The organism is Cupriavidus sp. D39 (assembly GCF_026627925.1).
GTDB lineage: Bacteria > Pseudomonadota > Gammaproteobacteria > Burkholderiales > Burkholderiaceae > Cupriavidus > Cupriavidus ulmosensis.
The window spans coordinates 2,926,459-2,952,983 of sequence record NZ_JAPNLE010000009.1 but is presented as its reverse complement, the minus strand read 5'-3'; the positions used below and the strand labels follow the sequence as shown (position 1 = coordinate 2,952,983).

At 63.4% G+C, this 26,525-nt stretch carries 26 protein-coding genes, 1 tRNA gene and 5 pseudogenes; 26 read left to right on the top strand and 6 right to left on the bottom strand.

What is annotated here, in order from left to right:
• Positions 1-30 precede the first annotated feature (30 nt).
• The 14 genes and pseudogenes from hisC to OMK73_RS25835 all read left to right on the top strand — a co-directional run bounded on the left by hisC (position 31) and on the right by OMK73_RS25835 (position 9,819).
• The gene (gene hisC / locus OMK73_RS25900; RefSeq protein ID WP_267604539.1) at positions 31-1,131 is read left to right on the top strand and encodes a histidinol-phosphate transaminase; all 1,101 of its coding nucleotides are present in this window, start codon (positions 31-33) and stop codon (positions 1,129-1,131) included.
• Positions 1,132-1,135: 4 nt separating this feature from the next.
• Positions 1,136-1,729, top strand: a complete 594-nt coding sequence (hisB, locus tag OMK73_RS25895; protein ID WP_006159655.1) for an imidazoleglycerol-phosphate dehydratase HisB — start codon at positions 1,136-1,138, stop codon at positions 1,727-1,729.
• 122 nt (positions 1,730-1,851) lie between these two features.
• Positions 1,852-2,475 (top strand): YchE family NAAT transporter, encoded by a 624-nt coding sequence (locus OMK73_RS25890; RefSeq protein ID WP_267604538.1) that lies wholly within the window; start codon positions 1,852-1,854, stop codon positions 2,473-2,475.
• Positions 2,472-3,125 (top strand): imidazole glycerol phosphate synthase subunit HisH, encoded by a 654-nt coding sequence (gene hisH, locus OMK73_RS25885; protein ID WP_267604537.1) that lies wholly within the window; start codon positions 2,472-2,474, stop codon positions 3,123-3,125. Before OMK73_RS25890 ends, hisH begins: the two co-directional genes overlap by 4 nt.
• 89 nt (positions 3,126-3,214) lie before the next feature.
• Complete coding sequence (hisA, locus tag OMK73_RS25880; protein ID WP_267604536.1) at positions 3,215-3,961, top strand: 1-(5-phosphoribosyl)-5-[(5-phosphoribosylamino)methylideneamino]imidazole-4-carboxamide isomerase; 747 nt, start codon at positions 3,215-3,217, stop codon at positions 3,959-3,961.
• A gap of 78 nt (positions 3,962-4,039) precedes the next feature.
• On the top strand, positions 4,040-4,810 hold the full coding sequence (gene hisF / locus OMK73_RS25875) for an imidazole glycerol phosphate synthase subunit HisF (protein WP_267604535.1): 771 nt from the start codon (positions 4,040-4,042) through the stop codon (positions 4,808-4,810).
• A gap of 15 nt (positions 4,811-4,825) precedes the next feature.
• A complete protein-coding gene (gene hisI / locus OMK73_RS25870; RefSeq protein ID WP_006159660.1) occupies positions 4,826-5,233 on the top strand; it encodes a phosphoribosyl-AMP cyclohydrolase in 408 nt (135 codons plus the stop codon).
• On the top strand, positions 5,230-5,610 hold the full coding sequence (locus OMK73_RS25865; protein WP_253931149.1) for a phosphoribosyl-ATP diphosphatase: 381 nt from the start codon (positions 5,230-5,232) through the stop codon (positions 5,608-5,610). Before hisI ends, OMK73_RS25865 begins: the two co-directional genes overlap by 4 nt.
• A gap of 70 nt (positions 5,611-5,680) precedes the next feature.
• Positions 5,681-6,054 (top strand): annotated as a pseudogene (locus OMK73_RS25860) (DUF4870 family protein).
• A gap of 82 nt (positions 6,055-6,136) precedes the next feature.
• The gene (locus OMK73_RS25855; RefSeq protein ID WP_267604534.1) at positions 6,137-6,493 is read left to right on the top strand and encodes a histidine triad nucleotide-binding protein; all 357 of its coding nucleotides are present in this window, start codon (positions 6,137-6,139) and stop codon (positions 6,491-6,493) included.
• A 164-nt stretch (positions 6,494-6,657) separates the two neighbouring features.
• On the top strand, positions 6,658-6,894 hold the full coding sequence (tatA, locus tag OMK73_RS25850) for a Sec-independent protein translocase subunit TatA (protein ID WP_267604533.1): 237 nt from the start codon (positions 6,658-6,660) through the stop codon (positions 6,892-6,894).
• Between the two features lie 151 nt (positions 6,895-7,045).
• Positions 7,046-7,554 (top strand): annotated as a pseudogene (gene tatB, locus OMK73_RS25845) (Sec-independent protein translocase protein TatB).
• Positions 7,555-7,684: 130 nt separating this feature from the next.
• Positions 7,685-8,482, top strand: a complete 798-nt coding sequence (gene tatC, locus OMK73_RS25840) for a twin-arginine translocase subunit TatC (RefSeq protein ID WP_267604532.1) — start codon at positions 7,685-7,687, stop codon at positions 8,480-8,482.
• 245 nt (positions 8,483-8,727) lie between these two features.
• Complete coding sequence (locus OMK73_RS25835; protein ID WP_267604531.1) at positions 8,728-9,819, top strand: porin; 1,092 nt, start codon at positions 8,728-8,730, stop codon at positions 9,817-9,819.
• Between the two features lie 528 nt (positions 9,820-10,347).
• Here the strand turns inward: OMK73_RS25835 and OMK73_RS25830 are convergent.
• Positions 10,348-11,541, bottom strand: a complete 1,194-nt coding sequence (locus tag OMK73_RS25830) for a Do family serine endopeptidase (RefSeq protein ID WP_267604530.1) — start codon at positions 11,539-11,541, stop codon at positions 10,348-10,350.
• A gap of 19 nt (positions 11,542-11,560) precedes the next feature.
• On the opposite strand from OMK73_RS25830, the gene OMK73_RS25825 reads away from it, so the two are divergent.
• The gene (locus OMK73_RS25825; RefSeq protein WP_267604529.1) at positions 11,561-12,307 is read left to right on the top strand and encodes a Nif3-like dinuclear metal center hexameric protein; all 747 of its coding nucleotides are present in this window, start codon (positions 11,561-11,563) and stop codon (positions 12,305-12,307) included.
• Positions 12,308-12,364: 57 nt separating this feature from the next.
• Here OMK73_RS25825 and mscL read toward each other — a convergent pair whose 3' ends face one another.
• Positions 12,365-12,796, bottom strand: coding sequence for a large conductance mechanosensitive channel protein MscL (mscL, locus tag OMK73_RS25820; protein WP_267606513.1), 432 nt, complete (start codon positions 12,794-12,796; stop codon positions 12,365-12,367).
• Positions 12,797-13,008: 212 nt separating this feature from the next.
• On the opposite strand from mscL, the gene petA reads away from it, so the two are divergent.
• The 9 genes and pseudogenes from petA to OMK73_RS25775 all read left to right on the top strand — a co-directional run.
• Entirely contained in the window at positions 13,009-13,626 is a 618-nt protein-coding gene (petA, locus tag OMK73_RS25815) for a ubiquinol-cytochrome c reductase iron-sulfur subunit (protein ID WP_267604528.1), read from the top strand.
• A 2-nt stretch (positions 13,627-13,628) separates the two neighbouring features.
• Positions 13,629-15,032 carry a cytochrome b gene (locus OMK73_RS25810; protein WP_267604527.1) on the top strand — a complete coding sequence of 468 codons (1,404 nt, stop codon included), beginning with the start codon at positions 13,629-13,631 and terminating at the stop codon, positions 15,030-15,032.
• Positions 15,033-15,069: 37 nt separating this feature from the next.
• Positions 15,070-15,811: pseudogene (locus OMK73_RS25805) on the top strand (cytochrome c1).
• Positions 15,812-16,069: 258 nt separating this feature from the next.
• Complete coding sequence (locus tag OMK73_RS25800) at positions 16,070-16,681, top strand: glutathione S-transferase N-terminal domain-containing protein (protein ID WP_006159674.1); 612 nt, start codon at positions 16,070-16,072, stop codon at positions 16,679-16,681.
• Between the two features lie 63 nt (positions 16,682-16,744).
• Positions 16,745-17,242 carry a ClpXP protease specificity-enhancing factor gene (locus OMK73_RS25795; protein ID WP_150985693.1) on the top strand — a complete coding sequence of 166 codons (498 nt, stop codon included), beginning with the start codon at positions 16,745-16,747 and terminating at the stop codon, positions 17,240-17,242.
• Between the two features lie 61 nt (positions 17,243-17,303).
• A tRNA-Thr gene (locus OMK73_RS25790) sits at positions 17,304-17,379 on the top strand.
• 442 nt (positions 17,380-17,821) lie between these two features.
• Positions 17,822-18,546: pseudogene (locus OMK73_RS25785) on the top strand (reverse transcriptase domain-containing protein); the annotation flags it as partial.
• A 321-nt stretch (positions 18,547-18,867) separates the two neighbouring features.
• Complete coding sequence (locus OMK73_RS25780; RefSeq protein WP_267604526.1) at positions 18,868-20,565, top strand: recombinase family protein; 1,698 nt, start codon at positions 18,868-18,870, stop codon at positions 20,563-20,565.
• Positions 20,540-21,198, top strand: a pseudogene (locus OMK73_RS25775) (group II intron maturase-specific domain-containing protein); the annotation flags it as partial. The gene OMK73_RS25780 and the pseudogene OMK73_RS25775, both read left to right, overlap by 26 nt.
• Positions 21,199-21,296: 98 nt before the next feature.
• On the opposite strand, the gene OMK73_RS25770 reads toward OMK73_RS25775, so the two are convergent.
• The 4 genes from OMK73_RS25770 to OMK73_RS25755 form a co-directional block, all read right to left on the bottom strand.
• Positions 21,297-21,725 (bottom strand): hypothetical protein, encoded by a 429-nt coding sequence (locus tag OMK73_RS25770; RefSeq protein ID WP_267604525.1) that lies wholly within the window; start codon positions 21,723-21,725, stop codon positions 21,297-21,299.
• A 35-nt stretch (positions 21,726-21,760) separates the two neighbouring features.
• On the bottom strand, positions 21,761-22,279 hold the full coding sequence (locus OMK73_RS25765; RefSeq protein ID WP_267604524.1) for a MarR family winged helix-turn-helix transcriptional regulator: 519 nt from the start codon (positions 22,277-22,279) through the stop codon (positions 21,761-21,763).
• A gap of 68 nt (positions 22,280-22,347) precedes the next feature.
• Entirely contained in the window at positions 22,348-23,364 is a 1,017-nt protein-coding gene (locus OMK73_RS25760) for a Bug family tripartite tricarboxylate transporter substrate binding protein (RefSeq protein WP_267604523.1), read from the bottom strand.
• A 192-nt stretch (positions 23,365-23,556) separates the two neighbouring features.
• A complete protein-coding gene (locus OMK73_RS25755; protein ID WP_267604522.1) occupies positions 23,557-24,672 on the bottom strand; it encodes a porin in 1,116 nt (371 codons plus the stop codon).
• Positions 24,673-25,002: 330 nt separating this feature from the next.
• On the opposite strand from OMK73_RS25755, the gene coq7 reads away from it, so the two are divergent.
• Positions 25,003-25,626, top strand: a complete 624-nt coding sequence (coq7, locus tag OMK73_RS25750) for a 2-polyprenyl-3-methyl-6-methoxy-1,4-benzoquinone monooxygenase (protein WP_267604521.1) — start codon at positions 25,003-25,005, stop codon at positions 25,624-25,626.
• Positions 25,627-26,093: 467 nt separating this feature from the next.
• The gene (gene mraZ, locus OMK73_RS25745) at positions 26,094-26,522 is read left to right on the top strand and encodes a division/cell wall cluster transcriptional repressor MraZ (RefSeq protein WP_267604520.1); all 429 of its coding nucleotides are present in this window, start codon (positions 26,094-26,096) and stop codon (positions 26,520-26,522) included.
• Positions 26,523-26,525 lie beyond the last annotated feature (3 nt).

Sequence of the window (26,525 nt, the reverse complement as noted above, 5' to 3'; positions counted from 1 at the left end):
GCACCGACCACCGACCCAAGAGGTAATCCAATGTCCGTAGTGCAGCCTTCCCTGATCGAACGCATCATCCGTGACGACGTACGCGCCATGGGCGCCTACCATGTGCCGGATTCGCACGGTCTGGTGAAGCTGGACGCGATGGAAAACCCCTACCAGCTGCCCGACGCGCTGCGCGCAAAGCTGGCCGCGCGGCTGGCCGAGGTGGCGTTGAACCGCTACCCGGTGCCTAGCAGCGAAGTGCTGCGCGCGCGCCTGAAAACGGTCATGGACGTGCCCGCGGGCATGGACGTGCTGCTGGGCAACGGCTCGGACGAGATCATCAGCATGTTGTCGCTGGCCGCCGCCAAGCCGGGCGCCAAGGTGCTGGCACCGGTGCCGGGCTTCGTCATGTACGCCATGTCCGCCCAGTTTGCCGGGCTGGAATTCGTCGGCGTGCCGCTCAGGGCGGATTTCACGCTCGACCGGGCCGCCATGCTCGCGGCCATGGCCGAGCACCAGCCGGCCATCATCTACCTGGCCTACCCCAACAATCCCACCGGCAACCTGTTCGATGCGGATGACATGGAAGCCATCGTGCGTGCCGCCCAGGGCGAGGTTTGCCAGAGCCTGGTGGTGGTCGACGAGGCCTACCAGCCATTCGCCCAGGACACCTGGATGCCGCGCCTGGCCGAGTTCGGCAACCTGCTGGTGATGCGTACGGTGTCCAAGCTGGGCCTGGCCGGCATCCGGCTGGGTTACCTGGCCGGCGCGCCGGAATGGCTCTCGCAGCTCGACAAGGTGCGCCCGCCGTACAACGTCAATGTGCTGACGGAGGCCACCGCGCTGTTCGTGCTGGAGCACGTCGATGTGCTGGACCAGCAGGCCGCGCAACTGCGCGCCGAGCGCGCCACCGTGGCCAGCGCCCTGGCTGCCTTGCCGGGCGTGACGGTGTACCCGAGCGCCGCCAATTTCCTGCTGGTGCGCGTCGCCGATTCCGCCCGGGTGTTCGACGGGGTGCTCGCGCGCAAGGTTTTGATCAAGAACGTGGGTAAAATGCACCCATTGCTGGCCAACTGTCTGCGCGTCACGGTCAGCACTCCCGAAGAGAACGCGCAATTTCTCGCTGCCTTCCAGGCGGCGTTGCAGGATTAACACCATGCGTGTTGCAGAGGTCACCCGCAATACTTCGGAAACGCAAATTCGCGTTTCGCTGAATCTCGATGGCACCGGCCGCCAGAAACTGGCGTCCGGCGTGCCGTTCCTCGACCACATGCTGGACCAGATCGCCCGCCATGGCATGTTCGACCTCGAGGTTGAAGCCAGCGGCGACACCCATATCGATGACCACCACACGGTGGAAGACGTCGGCATCGCGCTTGGTCAGGCCGTTGCCAAGGCGATCGGCGACAAGAAGGGCATCACCCGCTACGGCCACAGCTATGTGCCGCTGGACGAATGCCTGTCGCGCGTGGTGATCGACTTCTCCGGCCGTCCCGGCCTGGAGTTCCACGTGCCGTTCACCCGCGCGCGGGTGGGCAGCTTCGACGTGGACCTGACCATCGAGTTCTTCCGCGGCTTCGTCAACCATGCCGCGGTAACGCTGCATATCGACAACCTGCGCGGCATCAATGCCCATCATCAATGCGAAACCGTGTTCAAGGCCTTCGGCCGTGCGCTGCGCATGGCGGTGGAAATGGATCCGCGCGCAGGCAACACGATTCCGTCGACCAAGGGCACCCTCGTCGGCTGAGCCTGAACGGCGTCCACCAGCCTCGCATGGCGGCGCGTTCTGCGCCGCCGGCGGCAAACTTCCGATCAACGTGGTGCCGATGCGGCACCGACGCGGCATTAGCGCGACATTAGCCCAACCCGATGGATACGCTTAAGTCGTTCATCTCGCTGCTGGCGCTGATCAACCCGATCGGGGCCATCCCGTTCTTCATCAGCCTGACTACCCAGCAGACCGAGGAAGAAAAGCGGCATACCATCAAGATCGCGGCGATCTCGGTGGCGACGGTAGTGGGCATCTCCGCCTTGCTGGGCCAGCAGATCATTGAGTTCTTCAACATCTCGGTGGCCTCGCTGCAGGTGGGCGGCGGCCTCATCATGATCATGATGGCGATGAACATGCTGAATGCCCAGACCGGTCGCACCAAGGCGACGCCCGAGGAAGAGGACGAGGCGGAAGCCAAGGCCAGCATCGCGGTGGTGCCGCTGGCGCTGCCCTTGCTGACCGGGCCCGGCTCGATCAGCACGGTGATCGTCTATGCCGGCAAGACCCAGCACTGGTACCAGTTGCTGATTCTGGTCGGAATTGGGATCGCGCTGGGTGCAGTGGTATATATAGTGTTCCGCGCCGCGGACCCGATCGCGCGCGTGATCGGCCGCACTGGCATCAATATCGGCACGCGCCTGATGGGACTGATCCTGTCGGCGCTGGCCGTGGAATTCATTGTGGACGGGCTTAAGACATTGTTGCCTGTTTTGAAATCATGACTACCATAGCAATTGTGGATTACGGCATGGGCAACCTGCGCTCGGTGGCGCAGGCCCTGCGTGCCGCGGCGCCTGAGGCCGACGTGCAGGTGGTGGACCAGCCCGAGGCGATCCGCGCGGCGGACCGCGTGGTGCTCCCCGGCCAGGGAGCAATGCCCGACTGCATGGGCGCGCTGGGCGCGTCGGGCTTGCAGCAGGCGGTGATCGAGGCCGCTGCCAGCAAGCCGATGCTGGGAGTGTGCGTTGGCGAACAGATGCTGTTCGACTTCAGCAAGGAAAGTAGGGCGCAGGACGGCAGCACGCCTTGCCTGGGGCTGTTGCCCGGCGAGGTGATCCGCTTCGAGCTGGAGGGCATGACCCAGCCGGACGGCTCGCGCTACAAGGTGCCGCAGATGGGCTGGAACCGGGTGCGGCAAGCGCGCTCCCATCCGCTGTGGGCTGGCATTCCTGATGAAAGCTGGTTCTATTTCGTGCATAGTTACTACGTGCATGCGCAGGATCCGGCGCATATCGCCGGCGAAACCGACTACGGTGTCGTATTTACGAGCGCGGTGGCGCGCGATAATATTTTTGCCACGCAGTTCCACCCGGAAAAGAGCGCCGCCATGGGCTTGCAGCTGTACCGGAACTTTGTGCACTGGAATCCCTGAACCTCGATAGCAGCTTTTTCGGGACCGAGTTGGCCGGCCACGGTGGCTAGCTCAATTTTCTCTTTCACTCAATCACGCTCGTCACACTTATGTTGCTCATTCCGGCCATCGACCTGAAGGACGGTCAATGTGTACGCCTTAAACAAGGCGACATGGACCAGGCCACCGTCTTTTCCGAAGATCCCGCCGCCATGGCACGTCACTGGGTGGAGCAGGGCGCACGGCGCCTGCACCTGGTCGACCTCAATGGTGCGTTCGTGGGCAAGCCCCGCAATGAAGCTGTCATCAAGGCCATCATCGCCGAGGTGGGCGATGAGATCCCGATCCAGCTCGGCGGCGGCATCCGCGACCTGAATACTATCGAGCGCTGGCTCGACGGCGGCCTGTCGTACGTGATCATCGGCACTGCCGCGGTCAAGAATCCGGGGTTCCTCAAGGATGCCTGCACGGCGTTCGGCGGCCATATCATCGTTGGCCTGGACGCCCGCGAAGGCAAGGTCGCCACCGACGGCTGGAGCAAGCTGACCGGCCACGAAGTCGCGGACCTCGCGCGCAAGTACGAGGACTACGGCGTGGAAGCCATCATCTACACCGACATCGGCCGCGACGGCATGCTGCAGGGCATCAATATCGATGCCACCGTCAAGCTGGCGCAGTCGGCGACGATTCCGGTGATCGCCAGCGGCGGGCTGTCCGACCTGGCCGATATCGAACGCCTGTGCCGCGTGCAAAAGGATGGTGTCGAAGGCGTCATCTGCGGCCGCGCGATCTATTCGGGCGACCTCAATTTCGCTGAAGCCCAGGCGCTTGCCGACAAGCTCGGCGCCGAGCAGTAAGACAACGCGCCTCGCGCGCGACAATTGCAGCCACCGGCGCTATGCATGCGCGCAGCGCCGTGGCGGGCAAGGAATCCCATGCTAGCCAAACGTATCATCCCCTGCCTCGACGTGACCAACGGGCGGGTGGTCAAGGGTGTCAACTTCGTCGAATTGCGCGACGCGGGCGACCCGGTCGAGATCGCCCGCCGTTACGACGAGCAGGGTGCTGATGAAATCACTTTTCTTGACATCACCGCGACCAGCGACGGCCGCGACCTGATCCTGCACATCATCGAGGCGGTTGCCTCCCAGGTCTTCATCCCGCTGACGGTGGGCGGCGGCGTGCGCGCCGTGGAAGACGTGCGGCGCCTGCTCAATGCTGGCGCGGACAAGATCAGCGTCAATTCCTCGGCCATTGCCAACCCGCAGCTGGTGTCGGACGCCACCGCGCGCTACGGCTCGCAGTGCATCGTGGTCGCGATCGACGCCAAGCGCAGCTCCGCGCCCGGCGAGCCGGCGCGCTGGGAAGTCTTCACCCACGGCGGGCGCAAGGCCACGGGCCTGGACGCCGTGGAATGGGCACGCGAGATGGCCGCGCGCGGCGCCGGCGAACTGCTGCTCACCAGCATGGACCGCGACGGCACCAAGAGCGGCTTCGACCTCGAGCTCACGCGGGCTGTGAGCGACGCGGTGTCGGTGCCGGTGATCGCCTCGGGCGGCGTGGGCGGCCTGAAGGACCTGGCCGACGGCATCAAGCTGGGGCACGCCGACGCGGTGCTGGCCGCCAGCATCTTCCACTACGGCGAGCACACCGTTGGCGAAGCAAAGGCATTCATGGCCCGAGAGGGCATTCCGGTGCGAATCTGAACACGGCGAACCGACATGGCAAAGAAGTGGCTCAACAAGGTTAAGTGGGACGACAACGGCCTGGTGCCGGTGATCGTCCAGGAAGTCGGCTCGAACGACGTGCTGATGTTTGCGTTCATGAACCGCGAAGCGCTCCAGCGTACCGCGGAGATCGGCGAGGCCGTGTTCTGGTCGCGCTCGCGCAAGCGCCTGTGGCACAAGGGCGAGGAATCCGGTCACGTGCAGAAGGTGCACGAAATGCGCCTGGATTGCGACGAAGACGTAGTCCTGCTCAAGGTCACCCAGAACGACGGCATCGCCTGCCACACCGGGCGCCACTCCTGCTTCTTTCAGAAGTTCGAAGGCGACGCCGACAACGGCGACTGGCAAACCGTCGAGCCCGTGCTCAAGGATCCGTCCACCATTTACGCGGCCAAGCCATGAGCGAGCAACACTTGAGCAGCGCGGACGTGCTGGCCCGCCTGGCCGCCGTGCTGGAGTCGCGCAAGCCGGAGAACGGCGGCGATCCGGACAAGTCGTACGTGGCACGCCTGTTCCACAAGGGCGACGACGCTATCCTGAAGAAGATCGGCGAGGAAGCCACCGAGACCGTGATGGCCGCCAAGGACGCCCGCGCCGCCGGCCTGGGCCCTGAGGCGGTTGGCAAGGTGGTGTACGAGGTGGCCGATCTCTGGTTCCACAGCATGGTGCTGCTCGCCCGCTTCGGCCTGAAGCCGGCCGACGTGGTCAACGAACTGGCCCGCCGCGAAGGCCTGTCCGGCCTCGAGGAAAAAGCCCAGCGCAAGGCCGACGGCAGCTGAATGCCCGCGCCGGCCGGCCGGGCAACCCGCAGCTACCAGCAGATTCGAGCCGCTTTGAGGAGCAACGACGATGGGGGATGTGATCACCGCTGACAATGACCGGCTCGCCAGCCTGCGCAAGCTGACGCACATTCTTTATGCCCTGTACGCCATTTTCTGGCTGACTGGCGGCATCACCGCGCTGATCGCCATCGTGGTGGGGTACGTCAAGCGCGACGACACGCAGGGCACCCTCTACGGTTCCCACTTTGCCTGGCAGATCCGGTCCTTCTGGTGGTCGGTGGCGTGGGCCATCCTGGGGGCGTGCTGTTTGCCACGGTGATCCTGATACCGTTGGCCTTCGCGGTATGGGGCGTGCTGTCCCTGTGGATGTTGTATCGTATCGTCAAGGGCTGGCTCTACCTGAACGACAGCAAGCCGATGTACCCGGATCAGCGTTTCTGACGCTTCTGACGGGATCCCGACGGGTTTCTGGCAGGTCCACGGCGAAATCGCAGCCTGATTTGCTGCGCGCAATGAAATTTTCATGAATTCACCGCACAATTGCCTCTTCTGCCGGATCGTGGCCGGCCAGCTACCGTCGCGCAAGGTGTATGAAGACGACGAAATGCTGGCTTTCCACGATATCCACCCGAAAGCGCCGGTACACTTCCTGCTCATTCCCAAGGTGCATGTCGATTCGCTGGCCGATTGCGGACCCGGCGAAAGCGCTGTGCTTGCTAAAATGATGTTGAAAGTGCCGGAGTTGGCGCGCGCGGCAGGCTGTGGCAATGGTTTCCGGACGGTCATCAATACCGGACCGGATGGCGGACAGGAGGTGTACCACCTCCATCTGCATGTGCTCGGCGGCCCGCGCAACCAGTGGAAGGTGCCGCTGCCTTAAAGACTGGCCTCAAGCCAGCCTGGCAGCCAACCCATGCAGGACCGCGGGCCATGTGGCCTTCGGTCAGATGCCGTGCCGGCAACCGTCGCCCGGCATGGCCTTCAGTGACGGAACAACAAGCCGGGATGGCAAGGCGCCGCCCCAGGCTTCATCAGGAGCAGAAAATGGGTTCGTTTAGCATTTGGCACTGGCTCATCGTGCTGGTGATCGTTATGCTGGTCTTTGGCACCAAGAAGCTGCGCAACATCGGCCAGGACCTTGGTGGCGCCGTGAAGGGCTTCAAGGACGGCATGAAGGATGCCAACGGCAATCCCGCTGACGCCCCGGACGCGCCCGCCAAGGAACTGCGCGACAGCACCACCATCGACGTCGAAGCCAAGGAAAAGTCGCGCCAGCAGTAAGCGCGACCCCACTCTTGTCAGCACGCCTGATGCCCTTCCTCCTGGCAGCAATGCCTTGCCGGCCACGTTCGCTTTGCCACGCTCGCCAGCGTGACGATCTGCGCGCTGGCCGGGGCGGCCGTTGTTGCGGCCTCATCCTTTCGAACCTCGCATGATCGATCTCGGCATTTCCAAGCTTGCACTGATCGGCGCGGTGGCGCTGGTGGTGATCGGTCCCGAGCGGCTGCCGAAGGTGGCGCGCACGGTCGGCGCACTGGTCGGCCGCGCGCAGCGCTATATCAACGATGTGAAGGCAGAAGTCAGCCGCGAGGTCGAACTCGACGAACTGCGCAAGATGCGCACGGAGTTCGAGGATGCCGCGCGTGATGTCGAGCGCACCATCCACAAGGAAGTGCACGAGCACGGCCAGGCCTTGAACGATGCGCTGACCGGCACCGATTCCAGCACGCAGGAGGGGCAAGCCCGGCCAGCGGCTACGTGCCATCCTGGGACACGGCGCACAAGGCCCACAACGGCCGCAAGAGCTGGCGCGTCAAGCAAGGCGCGCAGCCCCTGTGGTACAAGCGCCAGCACAATGTACGCGTGTGGGCGCAATCCGGCGCCGCGCGCGTCAAGCGCCACCGTCCCGCCACCGGTCCCGCCCGCTCTTTCTTCGAGTGAGCATGAAGGGGCTTGTCCACACGCCGGTACCCGGCCGGCCATCGCTGTCGTGCGTTCCGACTTGCGCGCCGTGCCGTTGTATCGCCACTGATTCCTCGATGCCAGCCACCCCGGCTGAGCGGTCCACGCCATGAGCGACTCCCGTTCCCAAGATCCCCAAGACCCGCAAGACGATGGTCAGCAGGAAACCTTCATCTCCCACCTGGTGGAGTTGCGCTCGCGTATCGTCAAGGCTGCGTCGGGCGTGATCCTGGTGTTCGTCAGCCTGGTGTACTGGGCGCCAAACATCTACAACCTGTTTGCCAGGCCGTTGATGGAGTCGCTGCCCAAGGGCGGCAGGATGATCGTCACCGATGTCACCGGTTCCTTCTTCGTGCCGATGAAGGTGACGCTGCTGGTGGCCTTCCTGATAGCGCTGCCCTGGGTGCTCTACCAGATATGGCAGTTCGTTGCGCCCGGCTTGTACCAGCATGAGAAGCGGTTGATCGTGCCGCTGGTGAGCAGCACCTATATCCTGTTTATCTGCGGCGTGGCGTTTGCCTATTTCCTCGTGTTTCCCACCGTGTTCCATTTCATGGCGCACTACAACGCCCCGCTGGGGGCCGAGATGTCGACCGACATCGACAAATACCTCAGCTTCGCCATGACCATGTTCCTGGCCTTCGGCATTACCTTCGAGGTGCCGGTGGTCGTGATCGTGCTGGTGCGCTTCGGCGTGGTCGAACTCGACAAGCTCAAGCAGATTCGCCCCTACGTGATCGTCGGCGCCTTCGTGATTGCCGCCGTGGTGACGCCGCCGGATGTGCTGTCCCAGCTGTTGCTGGCAGTGCCCTTGGTGGCGCTTTATGAGCTGGGGCTGATCATGGCCCGATTCACCGCAAAGCCGGCCGCCGTGGACGCTGCAGCCAGCGAAGCCCAGCCGGATTGACGGCCGGGCCGAATGGCGAGTACAAGGCTTGGCACCGCAACTTTTGCACCAAAACGGTGAAAACGACCGTCTATGCTGTTGCGACATCACAACAAAATGCATCCGTAACGATGGTTTACGACGAAAAAGCCTTCTAGCGGCCGGGGGGCTGACCCATAATACGCAGCAGACGTGAAGGTAAATGCGTCGCCCAAGCACTTGGGCAAGCCAAGATTTCCCAATCAGTTGACAAGGAAAGTGTCGATATGAAGATGAAACTGTTTGCAGCCGCTGTAGCTGCCCTGGCCGCTGGTGGTGCGTATGCCCAATCGAGCGTGACCCTGTACGGCGTTGTTGACGCTGGTATTGAATACACCAACAAGAACGCAACTACCACCGGCAACCACAACCTGTTTGCCTTGCAGTCGGGCAACCAGTCCGGTTCGCGTTGGGGCCTGCGTGGCGTGGAAGACCTGGGCGGCGGCCTGAAGGGCATTTTCGTCCTGGAAAGCGGCTTCAACGTTGACAATGGCACTTCGGCTCAAGGCGGCCGTCTGTTCGGTCGTAACGCTTACGTCGGCCTGCAGAACCAGTACGGCACGCTGACCCTGGGCCGCCAGCAGACCACGTTCTATGATTTCGGCCTGATCTATGATCCGATGGCCATTTCGACCCGCTACAGCATCACCGCGCAGGCTCCGGAATTCGCTAGCCGCGCCGACAATGCCGTTAAGTACACCGGCACTTTCGGTGGTCTGACCGCTTCGGCCTTCTACAGCTTCAACAACAACAACCAAGAAGCTGCGGGTAACTTCACCAACGGCCGCGAATACGGCTTCCTGGCGAGCTACGCTGCAGGCCCGTTCTCGGTTGGTGCTGCTTATGACCAGTCGAACAAATCGTCGGCAGGCGTCCTCACCGACAATCAGCTGATCCGTCGCGCTACCATCGCTGGTACCTACGCTTTCGGCCCGGCCAAGGTCTACGCTGGCTACCGCTACGCTCACGCTTACAACAACGCGAGCCTGCCGGGTGCTTCCGGCGCGCAGAACACCTCCTCGAACCTGGGTTGGGTTGGTCTGGGCTATCAGCTGACCCCGGCGCTGTCGCTGTCGGGCGCCGCTTACTACCAGAACCTGCGTAACGCCAAGGCTAACCCGTGGCAGTTCGTCACGACCGCCGACTACGCCCTGTCGAAGCGTACCGACCTGTACGCCTCGGCTACGTACATCCTCAACAAGGGTGGCAATTCGGCACTGAGCGTGAACAACTTCAACGACCAAATTACGTCTGGTCCGACCGTCCAAACTGGTGGCAACCAGCTTGGCGGCGTGGTTGGTGTTCGCCACAAGTTCTAATTTAGCGCGGGCGTAAGCTCGCTCTAGATTGGCTTGAAGTCAAAACGCCGGCATCCGCAAGGATGCCGGCGTTTTGTCTTGTGCGCGCGGTATCGGCGATGGTGCGCAACGCGGGCTCCCGGGCTCCCGGGCTGCCGCCCGACCGTGTAGCGGCCTTTCGGCACCGGCGAGTCATGGCGCAATGCCGTCGATTTCGCCTAAGCCAAGTGCGGCCGCAGCGGGCCTGTTTAACATCCCTCGTCCCAACGCCCGAAGACCCCGGCGCATTCAGGACTACCTGGGCTGCCGGCCTTTCCGATTCGCGGCGGCTGGACCTTTCACGAGCACGCTTCAGCCCCCGGCCTCCCTGCAGTGGCGGTGACAGGCAGCTGTCCCCTCTCGGCTTTCAGCGCAGCAGCGGGTACGCTCGCCCGGCTCGATATCGGTGCGCACCCAGCCAAAAACAAAAACCCCGCCACGAAGGGCGGGGTCAGGTCGGGCGGCTTGTCCGAGAGGGTAAGGCTGGATCCGAATGCTTGTTCGGCCAGCTTACTCTTCCTCATCCAGCGGCAGGGCCCGGCGTGGCGGCGGTGGCCGCTTGCCGATCATCACCGTCAGTTCCGCTGGCTTGCCACGGCGCACTACCTTCATCTTGGCCTCCGCGCCCGGCTTGAGCTGGGCGATGGCGTTGAGCAGGGCAGTGGTGTCGGAAATGCTCTGTCCATCCACCGAGACCAGCACGTCGCCCGGCTTCACGCCGGCCTTGTCCGCCGGGCCGCCCTGGACCACGGCCGCGATCAGCGCCCCTTCCTTGGCTTCGAGGCCGAACGACTCGGCGATCTCGGGGGTCATGTCCTGCGGCTCCACGCCGATCCAGCCACGGGTCACGGAGCCGGTCGAGATGATGGATTCCATCACTTGCTTGGCCGTCGACACTGGAATGGCGAAGCCGATGCCCAGCGAGCCGCCGGAGCGCGAATAGATGGCCGTGTTGACGCCCAGCAGGTTGCCCTGTGCGTCGACCAGCGCGCCGCCGGAGTTGCCCGGATTGATCGCCGCGTCGGTCTGGATGAAGTTCTCGAAGGTGTTGATGCCCAGGTGGCTGCGGCCGAGTGCCGAGACAATGCCCATGGTGACGGTCTGGCCGACGCCGAAGGGGTTGCCGATGGCCAGCACCACGTCGCCTACCTTGACGTTCTCGATGCGCCCCAGCGTGATCGCCGGCAGGTCCTTGAGCGTGATCTTGAGCACGGCCAGGTCGGTTTCCGGGTCCGAGCCCACGACCTTGGCGTTGGCCTTGCGGCCATCGGTCAGCGCAACCTCGATTTCATCGGCGCCGTCCACCACGTGGTGGTTGGTTAGAATGTAGCCTTCCGCGCTGACGATGACGCCCGAGCCAAGGCTGGATACCGGCTCCTGGCGCTCCGGCAGGCGATCGCCAAAGAAGAAGCGGAACCAGGGGTCTTCTGCCTGCGGATTGGGCGTTTGCCTATGGCCGTTCTTGCTGGTGAAGATGTTGACCACCGCCGGCATCGCCTGCTGGGCCGCCTCGCTGTACGAGCCCGGCGCGGAGGAGCCGGCCACATTGGGGACGACTTCCTTCAGCGCTACGATGGGCGAACCGGATTGCACGGCCACCCGGCCGCGCTGCAGCCATTCGGGTTTGAGCGTGGCCACGACGAACCACACTGCCAGCACAACGGTGACAGCCTGAGCAAAGAACAGCCAAAAGCGGCGCAACATATTGGATTTTGGGCAGGATATGAAAACAAAAGATCTTGAATTGTACTTGAACGACCTGCTTCAAGTGCCTCGATACAAAGACTATTGCCCGAACGGATGGCAAGTGCAAGGCCGCCCTGAGGTCGAGCACATCGCAACCGGCGTGACCGCCAGCCTGGCCCTGGTCGAAGCCGCCATCGAGGCCGGCGCCGACGTCATCCTGGTCCATCACGGCTACTTCTGGAAAAACGAAGACGCCCGCGTGATCGGGCAAAAGCATGCCCGCTTGAAGCGCCTGCTGGGCGCCGACGTGAACCTGCTCGCCTATCACCTGCCGCTCGACGACCATCCCGAGTTCGGCAACAATGCCCAACTGGGCTTGCAGCTCGGCTTCACGCCAACCGGGCGCTTCGGCGAGGGCCAGCTTGGCTGGACCGGCACCTTGCCGCAATCCATGCCGTTAGCCGCGCTGGCCGCCCATGTGGGCGGCGTGCTCAACCGCGAGCCGCTTGCCATCGGGGACCCCGAGCAGATGATCCGCACCGTGGGCTGGTGCACCGGCGGAGCCCAGGGCTACTTCGACGCGGCGGTAGCAGCCGGCGTGGATGCCTACCTGAGCGGCGAGATCTCGGAGCAGACCACCCACTTGGCGCGCGAGAGCGGCGTTGCCTACCTGGCAGCGGGGCATCACGCCACCGAGCGCTACGGCATCCAGTCGCTCGGCGCGCACCTGGCGCAGCAATTCGGCCTGCGCCATACCTTTATCGATATTCCCAACCCGGTTTGATGCCGGTCTGATGCCGCGAGCCCGGCGTGGTGGCCGGGCCGCATGCCTGGGTTTATCTTAGGGCTGGCGTACCTTGAGGCTGTCGCGGATCTCGCGCAGCAGCACCACATCCTCGGGCGTAGCAGCCGGCGCCGGCGCCGGTTCGGCGGCGCGCATCTTCATGATGGCGCGCACCATCACGAAGATGATGAAAGCCAGAATGATGAAATTGACCAGAATAGTCAGAAAATTCCCATAGGCAAATACCGGAACGCCTGCTTTCTTAAGGGCGTCGAGCGTATGCGGCACGCCCGCCGGCGGCTCGGCCAGCATCACGAAAAGGTTAGAGAAGTCGAGTTTGCCGATAATGCGGCCCACCACCGGCATGATCAGGTCATTCACCACGGATTCGACAATCTTGCCGAACGCGGCGCCGATAATCACACCCACCGCCAGGTCGACTACATTGCCCCGCATCGCGAAGGCCTTGAACTCCGACATCATCCCCATGCTTTTCTCCCAGTGTTGCTTTCGTTGAACGGTCGTCAGGATAAAAGCCTGCCCCATCACCGCCTGTAACGCAAGCGTACAGGCCACATCGCCCTTTTTGTGGCCGATTATCGTACGTCGCACAATCACCGTGTGCCTTTCAATGCCACATGTGCCTAAGGTACAATTTACGGTTGACGCAAAATCTAATTTGACATCCCCTGGGGTTTGGAATGAGTGACCAGCAAAACGTGAAGAACGTGGATAAGGGTCGCCGCAATTGGTTGATTGCGACGTCAGTCGCTGGCGGCATCGGAGGCGTGGCGGTAGCTGTTCCGTTCGTCAGTACGTTTGCGCCGTCAGAGAAGGCAAAGGCCGCCGGAGCTCCGGTAGAAGCCGACATCAGCGCCCTGAAATCGGGCGAGATGATGACCGTTGAATGGCGCGGCAAACCAGTCTGGATCCTGAAGCGCACCGAGGAAATGCTCGCGTCGCTGAAGAAAACCGATGCCGAAGTCGCCGACCCCAACTCGGACGTCCCCTTCACCATGAAGACGCCCGAGTATTGCAAGAACGAAACCCGTTCCCGCGCAGAACACAAAGATTTGCTGGTCGTGGTGGGCATCTGCTCCCACCTGGGCTGCTCGCCCTCCGGCCCCTTCGGTTCCGGCTCCAATCCCCAGCTCGGCTCCGACCCCGGTTTCCTCTGCCCCTGCCACGGCTCGACGTTCGACCTCGCTGGCCGCGTGTTCAAGAACAAGCCGGCTCCGCAAAACCTCGACGTACCCCCGTACCAGTTCCTGTCCGACACCAAGATCGTGATCGGCAAGGATGAAAAAGGAGACGCTTGACCATGGCGGCCGAAAAACAAGTAAAGACGACCGGCCTGCTTGGCTGGATCGACGCGCGCTTCCCCGCAACCCAACTCTGGGAAGATCACCTTTCCAAGTACTACGCACCGAAGAACTTCAACTTCTGGTACTTCTTCGGCTCGCTCGCCCTGCTGGTCCTGGTGATCCAGATCGTCACCGGCATCTTCCTGGTGATGAACTACAAGCCGGACGGCACGCTCAACGCCGCCGGCATTCCCGTGGCTTACGCCAGCGTGGAATACATCATGCGAGAGGTGCCCTGGGGCTGGCTGGTGCGCTACATGCACTCCACCGGCGCCTCGGCCTTCTTCGTGGTGGTGTACCTGCATATGTTCCGTGGCCTGCTGTACGGTTCGTACCGCAAGCCGCGTGAGCTGGTCTGGGTCTTCGGCTGCCTGATCTTCCTGTGCCTGATGGCTGAAGCCTTCATGGGCTACCTGCTGCCGTGGGGCCAGATGTCGTACTGGGGCGCCCAGGTGATCGTGAACCTGTTCTCGGCCATCCCCGTGATCGGCGGCGACCTGTCGCTGTTCATCCGCGGCGACTACGTCGTGAGCGACGCGACCCTGAACCGCTTCTTCTCCTTCCACGTCATCGCCGTGCCGCTGGTGCTGCTGGGCCTGGTGGTCGCGCACATCATCGCGCTGCACGAAGTGGGCTCGAACAACCCGGACGGCGTCGAGATCAAGGCCAAGAAGGACGAGAACGGCGTGCCGCTGGACGGCATCCCCTTCCACCCGTACTACTCGGTGCACGACCTGATGGGCGTGGGCGGCTTCCTGATGATCTTCTCCGCGGTGATCTTCTTCTTCCCGGAGATGGGCGGTTACTTCCTGGAGTCGAACAACTTCGTCCCGGCCGATCCGCTCAAGACCCCGCCGCACATCGCGCCGGTCTGGTACTTCACGCCGTTCTACTCGATGCTGCGCGCCACCACCTCGAACTTCCTGCCGATCCTGTGGGTGTTCTTCGCGGTGCTGCTCGGCCTGGTGTTCCTGCGTAGCAAGGACGTCCGCATCAAGGTGGGCGCGCTTGCCATCGCCGTGATCCTGGCCGTGGGCTTCTACTTCATCGACGCCAAGTTCTGGGGCGTGCTGGTGATGGGCGGCTCGGTCGTGATCCTGTTCTTCCTGCCGTGGCTGGACCACTCGCCGGTGAAATCGATCCGCTATCGTCCGGCCTTCCACAAGAGCATCCTGATCGTGTTCGTGGTGGTGTTCATCGTGCTCGGCTACCTGGGCGTCATGCCCCCGTCGCCGGTGGGTGAAAAGGTGTCGCAGCTGGGAACCCTGCTGTACTTCGCCTTCTTCCTGACCATGCCGCTGTGGAGCCGTGTCGGCCAGTTCAAGCAAGTGCCGGAACGTGTCACGTTCCACCCGCACTGAGCCCGGACGAACCCCGACAAGAGCACAAGGACAAAAGATGAAAAAGCTGCTTTCGATTCTCGCGCTGGCCGGCGCCTGCTTTGCCGCCGCGCCCGCCATGGCCAGCGAAGGGGTTACCCCTCGAGCCGGCGCCCGTGCAGACCAGCGATCTTTCCTCGCTGCAGCGCGGCGCCAAGCTGTTCGTCAACTACTGCCTGAACTGCCACGGCGCGTCCATGATGCGGTACAACCGCCTCAAGGACATCGGCCTGACCGACGACCAGATCCGCCAGAACCTGCTGTTCTCCGGCGAGAAGGTGGGCGACATGATGACCATCGCCATGCCGCCGAAGGATGCCAAGGCGTTCTTTGGCGCCACGCCGCCGGACCTGTCGGTGATCGCCCGCGCCCGCGGCGACGACTGGCTGTACACCTACCTGCGTACCTTCTACCGTGACGACAACCGCGCCACGGGCTGGAACAACCTGGTGTTCCCGAGCGTCGGCATGCCGCACGTGCTGTGGGAGCTGCAAGGCCAGCGCGCCGCCAAGTTCGTCGAATCCGAAGAACACGGCGAGAAGGTGCACAAGTTTGCCGGCTTCGAGCAGCTCACCCCGGGCAAGATGAGCACGCTCGAATACGACCAGGCCACGAGCGACCTGGTTGGCTTCCTGGACTGGATGGCAGAGCCCGCACAGAACCAGCGCAAGCGCCTGGGCGTATGGGTGCTGATGTTCCTCGGCGTGTTCACCGTCTTCGCCTGGCGCCTGAACGCTTCGTACTGGAAGGACATCAAGTAAATGCGTTAAAGCCCCGGAAGACCTGCTGGTCCGATGGGGGAGAAGGGCTGCGGCGGGTGTTGTGCAGAGCAACCCCGCACCAGCCCTTTTGCTTTACAGACTACAGGCGCAATGCCCGATCAATGTGCGCCTAAGCCGTCTTTTCGGCGCCTCGAATGCACTTAAATGTGCCTCATGAATCTCTAATTTGCTTTCTCTATATCGGTTCTGCCAGAATACCGATCCAGTCAATCGACCCCGCATCAAAGGAATCCAACCATGATGGTGTTGTATTCGGGCACCACCTGCCCGTTCTCCCAACGTTGCCGCCTCGTCCTGTTCGAAAAGGGCATGGATTTCGAGATCCGTGACGTCGACCTGTTCAACAAGCCGGAAGACATCTCGGTGATGAACCCCTACGGCCAGGTGCCCATCCTGGTCGAGCGCGACCTGATCCTGTACGAGTCGAACATCATCAACGAGTACATCGACGAGCGCTTCCCGCATCCGCAGCTGATGCCGGCCGACCCGGTGCAGCGCGCCCGCGCCCGCCTGTTCCTGTTCAATTTCGAAAAGGAACTCTTCACGCACGTCTACGCCCTCGAAAACGAAAAGGGCAAGGCCGCCGAGAAGAACCACGAGCGCGCCCGCTCCGCCATTCGCGACCGCCTGACCCAGCTCGCGCCGATCTTCGTCAAGAACAAGTACATGCTTGGCGAAGAGTTCTCGATGCTCGACGTCGCCATCGCCCCGCTGCTGTGGCGCCTGGACCACTACGGCATCGAACTGTCGAAGAACGCCGCGCCGCTGCTCAAGTACGCCGAACGCATCTTCAGCCGCCCGGCCTACATCGAAGCGCTCACCCCGTCTGAAAAGGTGATGCGCCGCTAAACCGGCTCCGGCCCGAAGCGACAAGCTCGCCTCGGGCCGCCGGACTGCGCCACTGGAAGCACAATGCCTGAAACCTCCACCAAGCCCTACCTGATCCGCGCCATCTACGAGTGGTGCACGGATAACGGCTTCACACCGTACATCGCCGTCTTCGTCGACGCTAACACCAGCGTGCCGCGCGAGTTCGTCAAGAACAACGAAATCGTGCTGAACGTCAGCTTCGACGCCACCAGCGGCCTGGACATGGGCAACGAGTGGATCGGCTTCAGCGCCCGCTTTGGCGGCATCTCGCGCAAGATCGACGTGCCCATCGAAAACGTGCTCGCCATCTACGCGCGCGAAAACGGCCAGGGCATGGCCTTCCCCGTCGAGCGCAGCGTGCCCGAAACCCAGGCCGCCACCGAGCGCGAGAACAACCCGCCGCCCAAGCTGTCCTCGGTGGAAAGCGAGCCGCTGGTCACAGCGGAAGCCAACGAAGACCACAACGGCGACGACGAACCCACGCCGCCGCCCGTGTCCCGCATCGGCGCCAAGAAACCTTCGCTGAAGGTAGTGAAGTAGGCACAGGAAGCCATCGTCAATTTGCGCCGCATGCAGTAGAATCGCGGTCTGCACCAAACATGCCGGCTTAGCTCATCAGGTAGAGCAGTTGATTTGTAATCATCAGGTGGCGGGTTCGAGTCCTGCAGCCGGCACCAGAATTTGAAAACGGGCTACGCGAATTGCGTAGCCCGTTTTTGTGTGCGCCCAGCATGGGCGCACTCCTGTGGGTGCAAGTCCCACCGTAAGTTGATCACAGCGATCGAAGCGAAGCGCAACTGCGAAAGGGCGACCGATCGTGGGGAGGAAGCGTGGAGCGAAGCTGCGAGCCGAGGAACACGAACCGGATAGAAGGCGGTGCCGACCAGGACGAGCGGGCATGAAACCGCGAAGTTCTCGTGATCAAGGGAGGCGGCGTAAATCCGGCGGTTGTGCAGCGAAGGAGTGCGTTCTTACCTGGGGAGATCTCGCCTCATGCCTGAAAGGGCGACGGCGTCGAGCCGGAGCGAGAAGTCAGCAGAGGTCGAAGTAGTTGGGGGTAGCGCCGGCAAGGCTCGAATCCGCCGACGAAGGACCGAACGAGAGGGAGTGTTCGAAGCCATGTCGATACCGAAGGCATTGCGTCAGAAGCCCGCGCGAGCGGGGCGGGAGGAGTAGCGGGCGGTGAAGCCGGCCGTGAACCCGCCTGCGACGAAGCCGGCGGTCCGCGGCGGGGACCGGAGGACACGGGGTCGGCGCTGCTGGCAGCGGCGCTGACGCGAGAGAACCTGAAGCAGGCGTTCAGGCGGGTCCGCCGCAACAAAGGCGCCGCTGGCGTGGATGGTCTGGATATTGATCAGACCGCCCGCTATCTGGTGTCGGCGTGGCCGGAGATCCGCCAGCAACTGCTCAAGGGGACGTACCGGCCCAGTCCGGTACGGCGGGTAACGATTCCGAAGCCGGACGGAGGAGGCGAGCGCGAGCTCGGTATTCCGACGGTGACGGACCGGCTGATCCAGCAGGCGCTGTTGCAGGTGCTGCAGCCGATGCTGGACCCCACCTTCAGCGAGCACAGCTACGGCTTCCGGCCTGGGCGGCGTGCGCACGATGCGGTGTTAGCCGCGCAGTCGTACGTGCAGTCGGGGCGGCGAGTGGTGGTGGACGTGGATCTGGAGAAGTTCTTTGACCGGGTCAACCACGACATCCTGATTGACCGTCTACAGAAGCGCATCGGGGACGCCGGGGTCATCCGGCTGATCCGGGCGTATCTGAACAGCGGGCTGATGGATGGCGGGGTAGTGCTGCAGCGGTACGAGGGCACGCCGCAAGGCGGGCCGATAACGCCACCAACAATAGAGCAAACTGCCGGATAAAATTGGGCCTGCGCATTTCGAGGGAGTGTCTGGCGCCCTGGTCCAGAAGCTGTGCTGACGTCAATGTGGATCTTGTCCTTGAGACGGTCGCTCCCGCTGACAGGCAGGTGCAGCGATGACCCGAAGACGTAAAAAGTGGAGCGTGCGTCTGGCTTTCGAGCCGAACCGCTATGCCCAAGAGCAGTTGCAAAAGGCTTACGAGCAGATTAGTCCGATCGAAGCACGCGCGACGGCACAGCCGTCCGCTACGTGGTCTGCAGAGTCCAAGCAAGCGACCATCAAGCGAGGTAGACGATGAGCAAAGCTGCGATGGTTGCACTCTACGCGCGGGTATCCTCCGAACAGCAAAACAAACGCGGCACCATTGAAAGCCAGATCGCTGCACTGAAGGAGCGTATTTCAGCTGACGGCGCGCAGATCGTCGACGACATGTGTTTCGTTGACGCTGGCGTGAGCGGTGCGACGCTGATCAGGCCTCAATTGGAGCGCCTCAGGGACTGTGCCGCGCTCGGTACGATCGATCAGCTGTACATCCTGTCACCGGACCGGCTGGCGCGCAAATATGCGCACCAGGCGCTGCTGATGGAAGAGTTCTCCGCCTGCGGTGTCCAGGTGGTCTTCCTCAATCACGCGATCGGTACGACGCCGGAAGAGTCGCTGCTATTGCAGATGCAGGGCATGATCGCAGAATACGAACGGGCGAAGATCGCCGAGCGTCACCGTCGTGGCAAGCTTCACGGCGCAAAACGCGGCAGTGTCAATGTCCTGTCCGGGGCGCCCTACGGCTACCGCTACATTCGCCGGCAACTCGACGGAACGCCGGCCCGGTACGTTATCGAACTGCCCCAGGCTGCAACGGTCCGGGCGATCTTCCAGTGGGTGGGGATGGACCGCCTGAGCATAGGGGATGTGGTACGCCGCCTTGCCGAGTCGGGTACCGTGACAGCGTCGGGCAAGCCATACTGGGACCGTAGTGTGGTGTGGGGCATATTGCGCAATCCTGCGTACATGGGGCGAGCTGCGTTCGGCAAGACGCAGTCGCGCGATCACCTGCAGGTACGCGTGCGCGCCCAGCGCCACAGTGCTGACGTGCCCAGAAAGCCGTACTCGACAACACGAACCGAACCGCAGGACTGGATCGAGATTCCGGTGCCGGCCATCGTGAGCGAGGGGCTGTTCCAGGCGGCTCAGGAACAGCTTGCCGAGAACCGCAAGCTGGCGCGCCAGAGGCGCGAGAGTGCACCGCTACGCCTGCTGCAAGGGTTGACGGTATGCGGCGAGTGCCATTACGCCTATTACGCCAAGAAGGTGAGCAAGGTTGCAGCTAAGGGGCATCAGCGGGACTACGCCTATTACCGCTGTGTTGGGACTGATGCCTACCGTTTCGGTGGCCACCGCATCTGTGACAATCTGCAGGTACGAACAGACAGGCTCGATGAGCTGGTATGGCAGCAGGTTGTGGAATTGCTCAGTCATCCAGAACGCTTGAAGAGCGAATATGAGCGTCGACTGGATATGATGGAGCGCAACGAGAAGAGTGCCTTCGACACAAGCAACCTTGAAAAGCAGCGGCTGCAGCTGGAGAAGGGAAAGTCCCGGCTGATCGATAGCTATGCGGACGGCATCCTCGATAAGTCCGACTTCGAACCGAAGATGCAGCAGTTGAGGAATCGGCTTGAGCAGATTGACCAGCAGATCCTTGAATCCAGGCAGCAAGGCGCGGTGCAAAGCGAGCTGTTTCTGGTCATCAATCGGATCGAGGAATTTGCAGGCGCCGTCACCGAAAAACTGGACACGATTGATCTTGAGACAAAGCGCAGGATCGTATTGGGTCTGGTCAAGCGCGTCGAAATCCACAAGGATGAAATCGTCGTTGTGTTCAGGGTTGACCCACAGCCTGGGGCTTTTGACAGCGAAAACTCGAATGATTCAGACGACGGAGTGAAAAGTATGCAACGTTGTAAGCGGCGTACTGTCACCGCTGCTGGCTAACGTACTGCTCGATGAGGTGGACAAGGCGTTGGAGCGTCGAGGTCATTGCTTCGTGCGCTATGCCGATGATGCGAACGTGTACGTGCGCAGTCGGCGGGCGGGCGAGCGAGTGATGGCGCTATTGCGGCGCTTGTACGGCAGCCTGCGCCTGAAGGTCAACGAGGCAAAGAGCGCGGTGGCGAGCGCGTTTGGCCGCAAGTTCCTCGGCTACAGCTTCTGGGTGGCCGCAGGGGAGTGGTCAAGCGCAAAGTGGCAGTTAAGCCGCTGCTGACGTTCAAGCAACGCATCCGCGAACTGACTCGCCGCTCAGGCGGGCGGAGTCTGCAGGCAGTCGTGGATCGGGTGAGGCCATATGTTCTGGGATGGAAGGCCTACTTCCGGCTGGCGCAAACGCCCCAGGTCTGGCGCGAGCTGGACAAGTGGATGCGCCACCGGCTGAGGGCCATCCAGCTCAAGCACTGGCGCCGTGGTCGGGTCATTTACCGAGAGTTGCGTGCGCTGGGTGCTACAGCGGATGCCGCCAGGCAAGCAGCGGCGAGTAGCCGGTGCTGGTGGCGCAACAGCGGCGACACGCTGAACCGGGTCCTGACCATCGCCTACTTCGATCAGTTGGGCATGCCCCGTCTCACTTAACCTCAACCTCTCGAACCGCCCGGTGCGGACCCGCATGCCGGGTGGTGTGGCAGGGGCGCAGCCAGTGGGCTGCCCCTATGCCGATTCTGCGGGGCGCGTCAGCATTCCCGGGAGGGTACGAGCAGCGGCTCGGGCGCGCCGTCGGGATAGACCATCCGCACGCAGGCGCCGGGTTCCAGGCCCGGCGCCGCGGGGCCGTTGACGATGACGTTGCCGCCGCTGCCATCCAGTGGCGTCACCGTGTATTGGAACAGGTCCATGCGCGGCCGCGGCTGCGGGCGCAACAACTGGTTCAGGTCGACGGAAAAACCAACGCCTCCACCGCTCCAGCCACCACCGTTCCATGCGCCGCCGCCAACGCCCACGGCGGTGCTTGCCGCGCCGTTGTCCGGCACGTCGACCTGGCCCACCAGCGTCTTCGCGCCGATGTGCCCAAGCTTGATCGTGACGTTCAGCGGCGAGATTTCCGGCCCCGGTGGTGCGCTCTGGCAGGCCGCGAGGAGCAGCACCGGCAGCGTCAGCAGCAATGCGCAGCGCGTGCCTGGTCCGGGGCGGGCCGCGCTCATGCGCTCACCAGCCCGGTCTTGAGCCGGCCCAGCAAGCGGAACAGGGCGCGCCGGTCGGTCTGGGGCAGGCCGCCGAACAACTGCTCGATCCAGTCTTCATGCGCGCGCGCCATCTTGGAAAATGCGGTGCGCCCGGCCGGCGTGAGCCGGATCAGGTAAGCGCGGCGATCGCTGGGCAAGGCCTCGCGCGAGACCAGGCCTTCCTGCTGGAGCTGGTCCGTGATGCCGGTGACGTTGCCGCCGGTGACCATCATGCGGCGCGACAGCTCGCCCATTTTCAGGCCTTCCGGATGGCGGTCGAGCTGGGACATCAGGTCGAAGCGCGGCAGGGTGCAGGCGAAATCCTGGCGCAGCCGCGAGCGGATGTCGGCCTCGACCAGGTTGGTGCAGGTCAAGAGGCGCAGCCACAGGCGCAGGGCATCGTGGGCGTTATCGTCGGCGCTGGTTTCGAGATCGACCGGCGCTTCTTCGGCGCCGGCCTTGGTGGCGGCCTCGGCGGCAGGTGGGATGGGCATCGCGACACGCTGGTTGTTTGATGCCTCAAGTATATGCGCTCGCACGCCGCCACGGGCGGGCGCACGCCTCAATCCACCTTGGCGCCCGAGTCCTTGACCACCTTGGCCCACTTGGTGAGCTCGGCGCGGATAAAGGCGGCGAACTGCTCCGGCGTGTTGCCGACCGGATCGGCGCCCTGGGCCAGCAGCTTCTCCCGCACGGCCGGCGTGGCCAGCGAGCGCGCGACTTCCTGCTGGACGCGCGCGACGATGTCGTGCGGCGTGCCGGCGGGCGCCAGCAAGCCGAACCAGGAGCTTGCCTCGAAGCCCGGCAGGCGGGCCGCTTCGGCCACCGTCGGCACGCCCGGCAGCGCCGGCGAGGGCTTGGCGCTGGTGACCGCCAGCGCCTTGAGCTTGCCGCCCTTGATCAGCGCCATCGACGAGGGCAGGTTGTCGAACATGAGCTGCATGGTGCCGCCCGCCAGGTCGGTCAGCGCCGGGCCGCTGCCCTTGTAAGGGAAGTGCACCATGAAGGTACGGGTCTGGGTCTTGAACAGCTCGCCTGCCAGGTGGATCGAGGTGCCATTGCCGCTCGAGGCCATATTGAGCTTGCCGGGATTGGCGCGTGCATAGGCGATCAGGTCCGTCACGCTGTTGATCCGGTTCTGCTGCGCAAAGGCGGGGTTGACCACCAGCACATTGGGCACCGACGCGACCTCAGTGATGGGTGAGAAGTCCTTGATCGGGTCGAACGGCAGCTTGCCGTACAGCGACTGGTTGATGCCATGCGTGCCCACCGTGCCCATCAACAGCGTGTAGCCATCCGGCGCGGCCTTGGCGACCATGTCGGCGCCGATGTTGCCGCCCGCGCCCGGCCGGTTGTCGACGACTACGTTCCAGCCCTGCAGCTTCGACAGCTCGGCGGCAACCGCGCGCGCCAGGATATCCGTCGTGCCGCCCGCAGGGAACGGCACCACCAGGCGGATCGGCTTGTTGGGGTAGGTGTCCGCGGCTTGCGCGGGCGCTTGCCAGGCGAGGGTGCCAAGGCAAGCGCTGGCGATGGTGGCAAGCAGCCTGTGGGTCGCGCGGCGGCGGGTGCGGTGCATGGGGTCTCCTTATGGGTGCCTGCGTTTTGCCGGAGGGCGCGACGACGCGGTGCGTTCGTCGATGCATCCGGAAGGCTGCTGCATTGTAGTGTCGGGATAACAATGTGCCGATGAGGTGATGCCCTAGGACCGGAGCGAGTCCGCCATGAAAAAGGCACCCGAAGGTGCCTTTGCAGTGCCGCGCGGATGCGCTTAGAACTTGTGGCGGATACCCACGCCGACGCCCAGCATGTTGTCGTTGTTGGAGCCGAGGAAGTAGCCGTTGGCGAAGCTGATGGCCGACGTGTCGAAGTTCAGGCCGGCGTTCTTCGCGTATGCAGCCGTCAGGTAGACGTCGGTACGCTTGGACAGGTTGTAGTCGGCGATGAACGAAACCTGCCAGGGATTGGCGAGGTGGGTGTTGCCGCCGAAGTTCTTGACGTCGTCGTAGTTGTACTGCAGCGTCAGGCCCAGCGGTGCGGTGACCTGGTAGTTGGCGCCGATCCAGTAGTAGTTGTCGCGCAGAATGGGTGCGCCGTTCTGTGCCTTGGCCTGGCCCCAGCGATAGCCGCCCATGATCTTGGCCGGGCCGAAGGCATAGCTGCCCGCCACTGCCGCCTTCTTGAACGTGCCGGTGTCGCCGGTCGCGCTCAGGGTCGGGTTGTACTGGTCGTAGGCGACGGTCGCGCCGAACGGACCGGCGGCGTACGCCACGCCGGCGCCGTAGCCGGTGTCGCGGCGGAACTGGCCCGGAACTTCGCCGTTGCCTGCCACGCCGTTGCCGAAGGACCAGTGCGCAATCGCGGTCACCGGGCCGAACACGCCGGTGTACTTGGCGGTGTTGTCGGAGCGGAAGTTCAGGCCGAGCTGGGCGACCACCGGCTCATACTGGGTGGCGTAGCCGCTGGGCGAGAAGTTGGCGAGCAGGTCGAACAGCGTGGTGTACTGGCGACCGAAGGTGAAGCGGCCAGCCTGGGCGCTTTCGATACCCACGTACGCCTGACGACCGAACAGGCGGCCGCCTTGCTGCAGAGAGCCGGTGTCTAGGGCGAAGCCATTTTCGAGCACGAACAGCGCCTTCAAGCCGCCGCCCAGGTCTTCCACGCCGCGCAGGCCCCAACGCGAGCCGGACAGGCCGCCGGAGGACATGCGATAGACGGAGTTGCCGCGGCCGGTACTGAGGCCGTTGGCGGCTGACGGCGCAACGCCGAGGTGATTGACGTATTCGAGGTTCATATCCGCAACGCCGTACAGCGTCACGCTGGACTGGGCCTGAGCGGCACCTGCGAATGCACCCAACGCAGCCAGCGCGAGAAGCGATTTTTTCATGCTCGATGATCTCCGTATAAGAATTATTGGTGGCTAGCGGAGAAACCTCCTGAGTCTCCATTTTCCGCTTACCCAACTTCGTCAGAAGCTGCCAACTACTGTAACAAACCGCCCTCGATTCACAATCGGGTTCACTGCCCTTGTCAGCTTTTCACAACTCAGGGTTTTGGAGTATCTGGCGCTTGCCAGTGCGCGCGCGGCGGGAGAAACCCGGCAACTCGGCCACGGTACAATGCGGGAAATCCCGAGGGCGTATTCACCGGGCCGTCTCCCCTCCAGCCAGGGAGTGGGACGCGGAATCGCCCCGAGCAACCACCAGCGCATGCATCCATGGATACCTTGATTCGCGAATTCGATGTGGCCTTGCGCGCGATCGCAGGCGTCACCCGCGCCAGCCGCGCCAATCCTGCCGAGGCGCTTGCGCCCGATGCGCAGGGCCTCGACGAGACGCAACGCCGCCACGTGGCTGGGCTCATGCGCATCAACCACGTGGGCGAGGTCTGCGCGCAGGCCCTTTACCAGGCCCAGAAGCTGACCGCGCGCACGCCGCAGGTTCGCGCCCAGATGGATGAGGCGGCGCGCGAGGAAGAAGACCACCTTGGCTGGTGCGCCGAACGGCTGCGCGAGCTCGGCTCGCGTCCCAGCCTGCTCAACCCGCTCTGGTACGCGGGCGCGTTTGCCATCGGCTGGGCGGCGGGGCGCGCGGGCGACCGGGTCAGCCTGGGCTTCGTCTCCGAGACCGAGTACCAGGTCGAGCAGCACCTGAATGGCCATCTGGAACAGATCCCCATAGCCGACGACCGGTCGCGCGCGATCCTGGAGCAGATGCGCGACGACGAGGCGAGGCACGGCGCTGCCGCGCGCGAGGCGGGCGGCATGCCGCTGCCGCCGCCGGTGCGCGCGATGATGCGGGCGGCCTCCAAGGTGATGACCACCGCCGCTTATCGGATCTGAGGGACGGCGCCGGCGCGCGATGCCCTCGCCAGCTTCGGCGCAGCCTCGCCCCGTGGCACCGCGCGCCGGCAGGCCTGGTACCCTTCGCACGCGGGGTAGACGCCAAAACGTTGTATCCTTCCATCGGTCCGGCTCGGCCGTTTTTCCTGCTGCAGGCAGTTCCTTCCTCAGTTGTTCTCAGGTGGTTTCTCTGCTTTCTTCCATAAGACCTTCATTTCATTGGGAATTCACTTTTTCGGTGCGCAAGGTGTGCGCGCTAAGTCATTGTTCTAATTAAAAAATCCGGATTGTTGCACTACAACGAGCCTTGACCCGTCAAATCGCTTCCTCTAAAGTGGGAAATAGTGTGAGGAAGTGTGATTTTGTGTGAAAACGTAGTCTGGCCATGGGATCATCGCCCAACGTCGGATTCAAAGGATTCACGCGCCAGCCGGCGGTAAGCATGCCGGCGCGGACCGGGAGCTAGCTTGTTTCAGGGAGCATCGGCGCTGTCACTGGATGCCAAGGGCCGGATGTCGATTCCGGCGCGGCACCGTGAGGCGCTACAACAGCAGGCCGAGGGCCGGGTTACGCTGACCAAGCACCCGGATGGCTGCCTGCTGCTGTTTCCGCGCCCTGAATGGGAAAACTTCCGTGGCCGCATTGCGGCTTTGCCGATGGACGCGCACTGGTGGAAGCGCATCTTCCTGGGCAATGCCGCAGACGTCGACATGGATGGCGCGGGCCGGGTGCTGATCGCACCTGAGCTGCGTGGCGCCGCCTTGCTCGACAAGGAAGTCATGCTGCTCGGTATGGGCAGCCATTTCGAAGTCTGGGATGCCGCGACCTACGCCGCCAAGGAACAGCAGGCGATGGCGCAGGGCATGCCGGAAGCATTAAAGAATTTCTCTTTCTGACGA

What these genes read in the sequence shown, in the direction of transcription:
- hisC (WP_267604539.1), top strand. Translation starts at nt 31, where the DNA reads ATGTCCGTAGTGCAGCCTTCCCTGATCGAACGCATCATCCGTGACGAC.
- hisB (WP_006159655.1), top strand. Translation starts at nt 1,136, where the DNA reads ATGCGTGTTGCAGAGGTCACCCGCAATACTTCGGAAACGCAAATTCGC.
- OMK73_RS25890 (WP_267604538.1), top strand. Translation starts at nt 1,852, where the DNA reads ATGGATACGCTTAAGTCGTTCATCTCGCTGCTGGCGCTGATCAACCCG.
- hisH (WP_267604537.1), top strand. Translation starts at nt 2,472, where the DNA reads ATGACTACCATAGCAATTGTGGATTACGGCATGGGCAACCTGCGCTCG.
- hisA (WP_267604536.1), top strand. Translation starts at nt 3,215, where the DNA reads ATGTTGCTCATTCCGGCCATCGACCTGAAGGACGGTCAATGTGTACGC.
- hisF (WP_267604535.1), top strand. Translation starts at nt 4,040, where the DNA reads ATGCTAGCCAAACGTATCATCCCCTGCCTCGACGTGACCAACGGGCGG.
- hisI (WP_006159660.1), top strand. Translation starts at nt 4,826, where the DNA reads ATGGCAAAGAAGTGGCTCAACAAGGTTAAGTGGGACGACAACGGCCTG.
- OMK73_RS25865 (WP_253931149.1), top strand. Translation starts at nt 5,230, where the DNA reads ATGAGCGAGCAACACTTGAGCAGCGCGGACGTGCTGGCCCGCCTGGCC.
- OMK73_RS25855 (WP_267604534.1), top strand. Translation starts at nt 6,137, where the DNA reads ATGAATTCACCGCACAATTGCCTCTTCTGCCGGATCGTGGCCGGCCAG.
- tatA (WP_267604533.1), top strand. Translation starts at nt 6,658, where the DNA reads ATGGGTTCGTTTAGCATTTGGCACTGGCTCATCGTGCTGGTGATCGTT.
- tatC (WP_267604532.1), top strand. Translation starts at nt 7,685, where the DNA reads ATGAGCGACTCCCGTTCCCAAGATCCCCAAGACCCGCAAGACGATGGT.
- OMK73_RS25835 (WP_267604531.1), top strand. Translation starts at nt 8,728, where the DNA reads ATGAAGATGAAACTGTTTGCAGCCGCTGTAGCTGCCCTGGCCGCTGGT.
- OMK73_RS25830 (WP_267604530.1), bottom strand. Translation starts at nt 11,541, where the DNA reads ATGTTGCGCCGCTTTTGGCTGTTCTTTGCTCAGGCTGTCACCGTTGTG.
- OMK73_RS25825 (WP_267604529.1), top strand. Translation starts at nt 11,561, where the DNA reads ATGAAAACAAAAGATCTTGAATTGTACTTGAACGACCTGCTTCAAGTG.
- mscL (WP_267606513.1), bottom strand. Translation starts at nt 12,796, where the DNA reads ATGGGGATGATGTCGGAGTTCAAGGCCTTCGCGATGCGGGGCAATGTA.
- petA (WP_267604528.1), top strand. Translation starts at nt 13,009, where the DNA reads ATGAGTGACCAGCAAAACGTGAAGAACGTGGATAAGGGTCGCCGCAAT.
- OMK73_RS25810 (WP_267604527.1), top strand. Translation starts at nt 13,629, where the DNA reads ATGGCGGCCGAAAAACAAGTAAAGACGACCGGCCTGCTTGGCTGGATC.
- OMK73_RS25800 (WP_006159674.1), top strand. Translation starts at nt 16,070, where the DNA reads ATGATGGTGTTGTATTCGGGCACCACCTGCCCGTTCTCCCAACGTTGC.
- OMK73_RS25795 (WP_150985693.1), top strand. Translation starts at nt 16,745, where the DNA reads ATGCCTGAAACCTCCACCAAGCCCTACCTGATCCGCGCCATCTACGAG.
- OMK73_RS25780 (WP_267604526.1), top strand. Translation starts at nt 18,868, where the DNA reads ATGAGCAAAGCTGCGATGGTTGCACTCTACGCGCGGGTATCCTCCGAA.
- OMK73_RS25765 (WP_267604524.1), bottom strand. Translation starts at nt 22,279, where the DNA reads ATGCCCATCCCACCTGCCGCCGAGGCCGCCACCAAGGCCGGCGCCGAA.
- OMK73_RS25760 (WP_267604523.1), bottom strand. Translation starts at nt 23,364, where the DNA reads ATGCACCGCACCCGCCGCCGCGCGACCCACAGGCTGCTTGCCACCATC.
- OMK73_RS25755 (WP_267604522.1), bottom strand. Translation starts at nt 24,672, where the DNA reads ATGAAAAAATCGCTTCTCGCGCTGGCTGCGTTGGGTGCATTCGCAGGT.
- coq7 (WP_267604521.1), top strand. Translation starts at nt 25,003, where the DNA reads ATGGATACCTTGATTCGCGAATTCGATGTGGCCTTGCGCGCGATCGCA.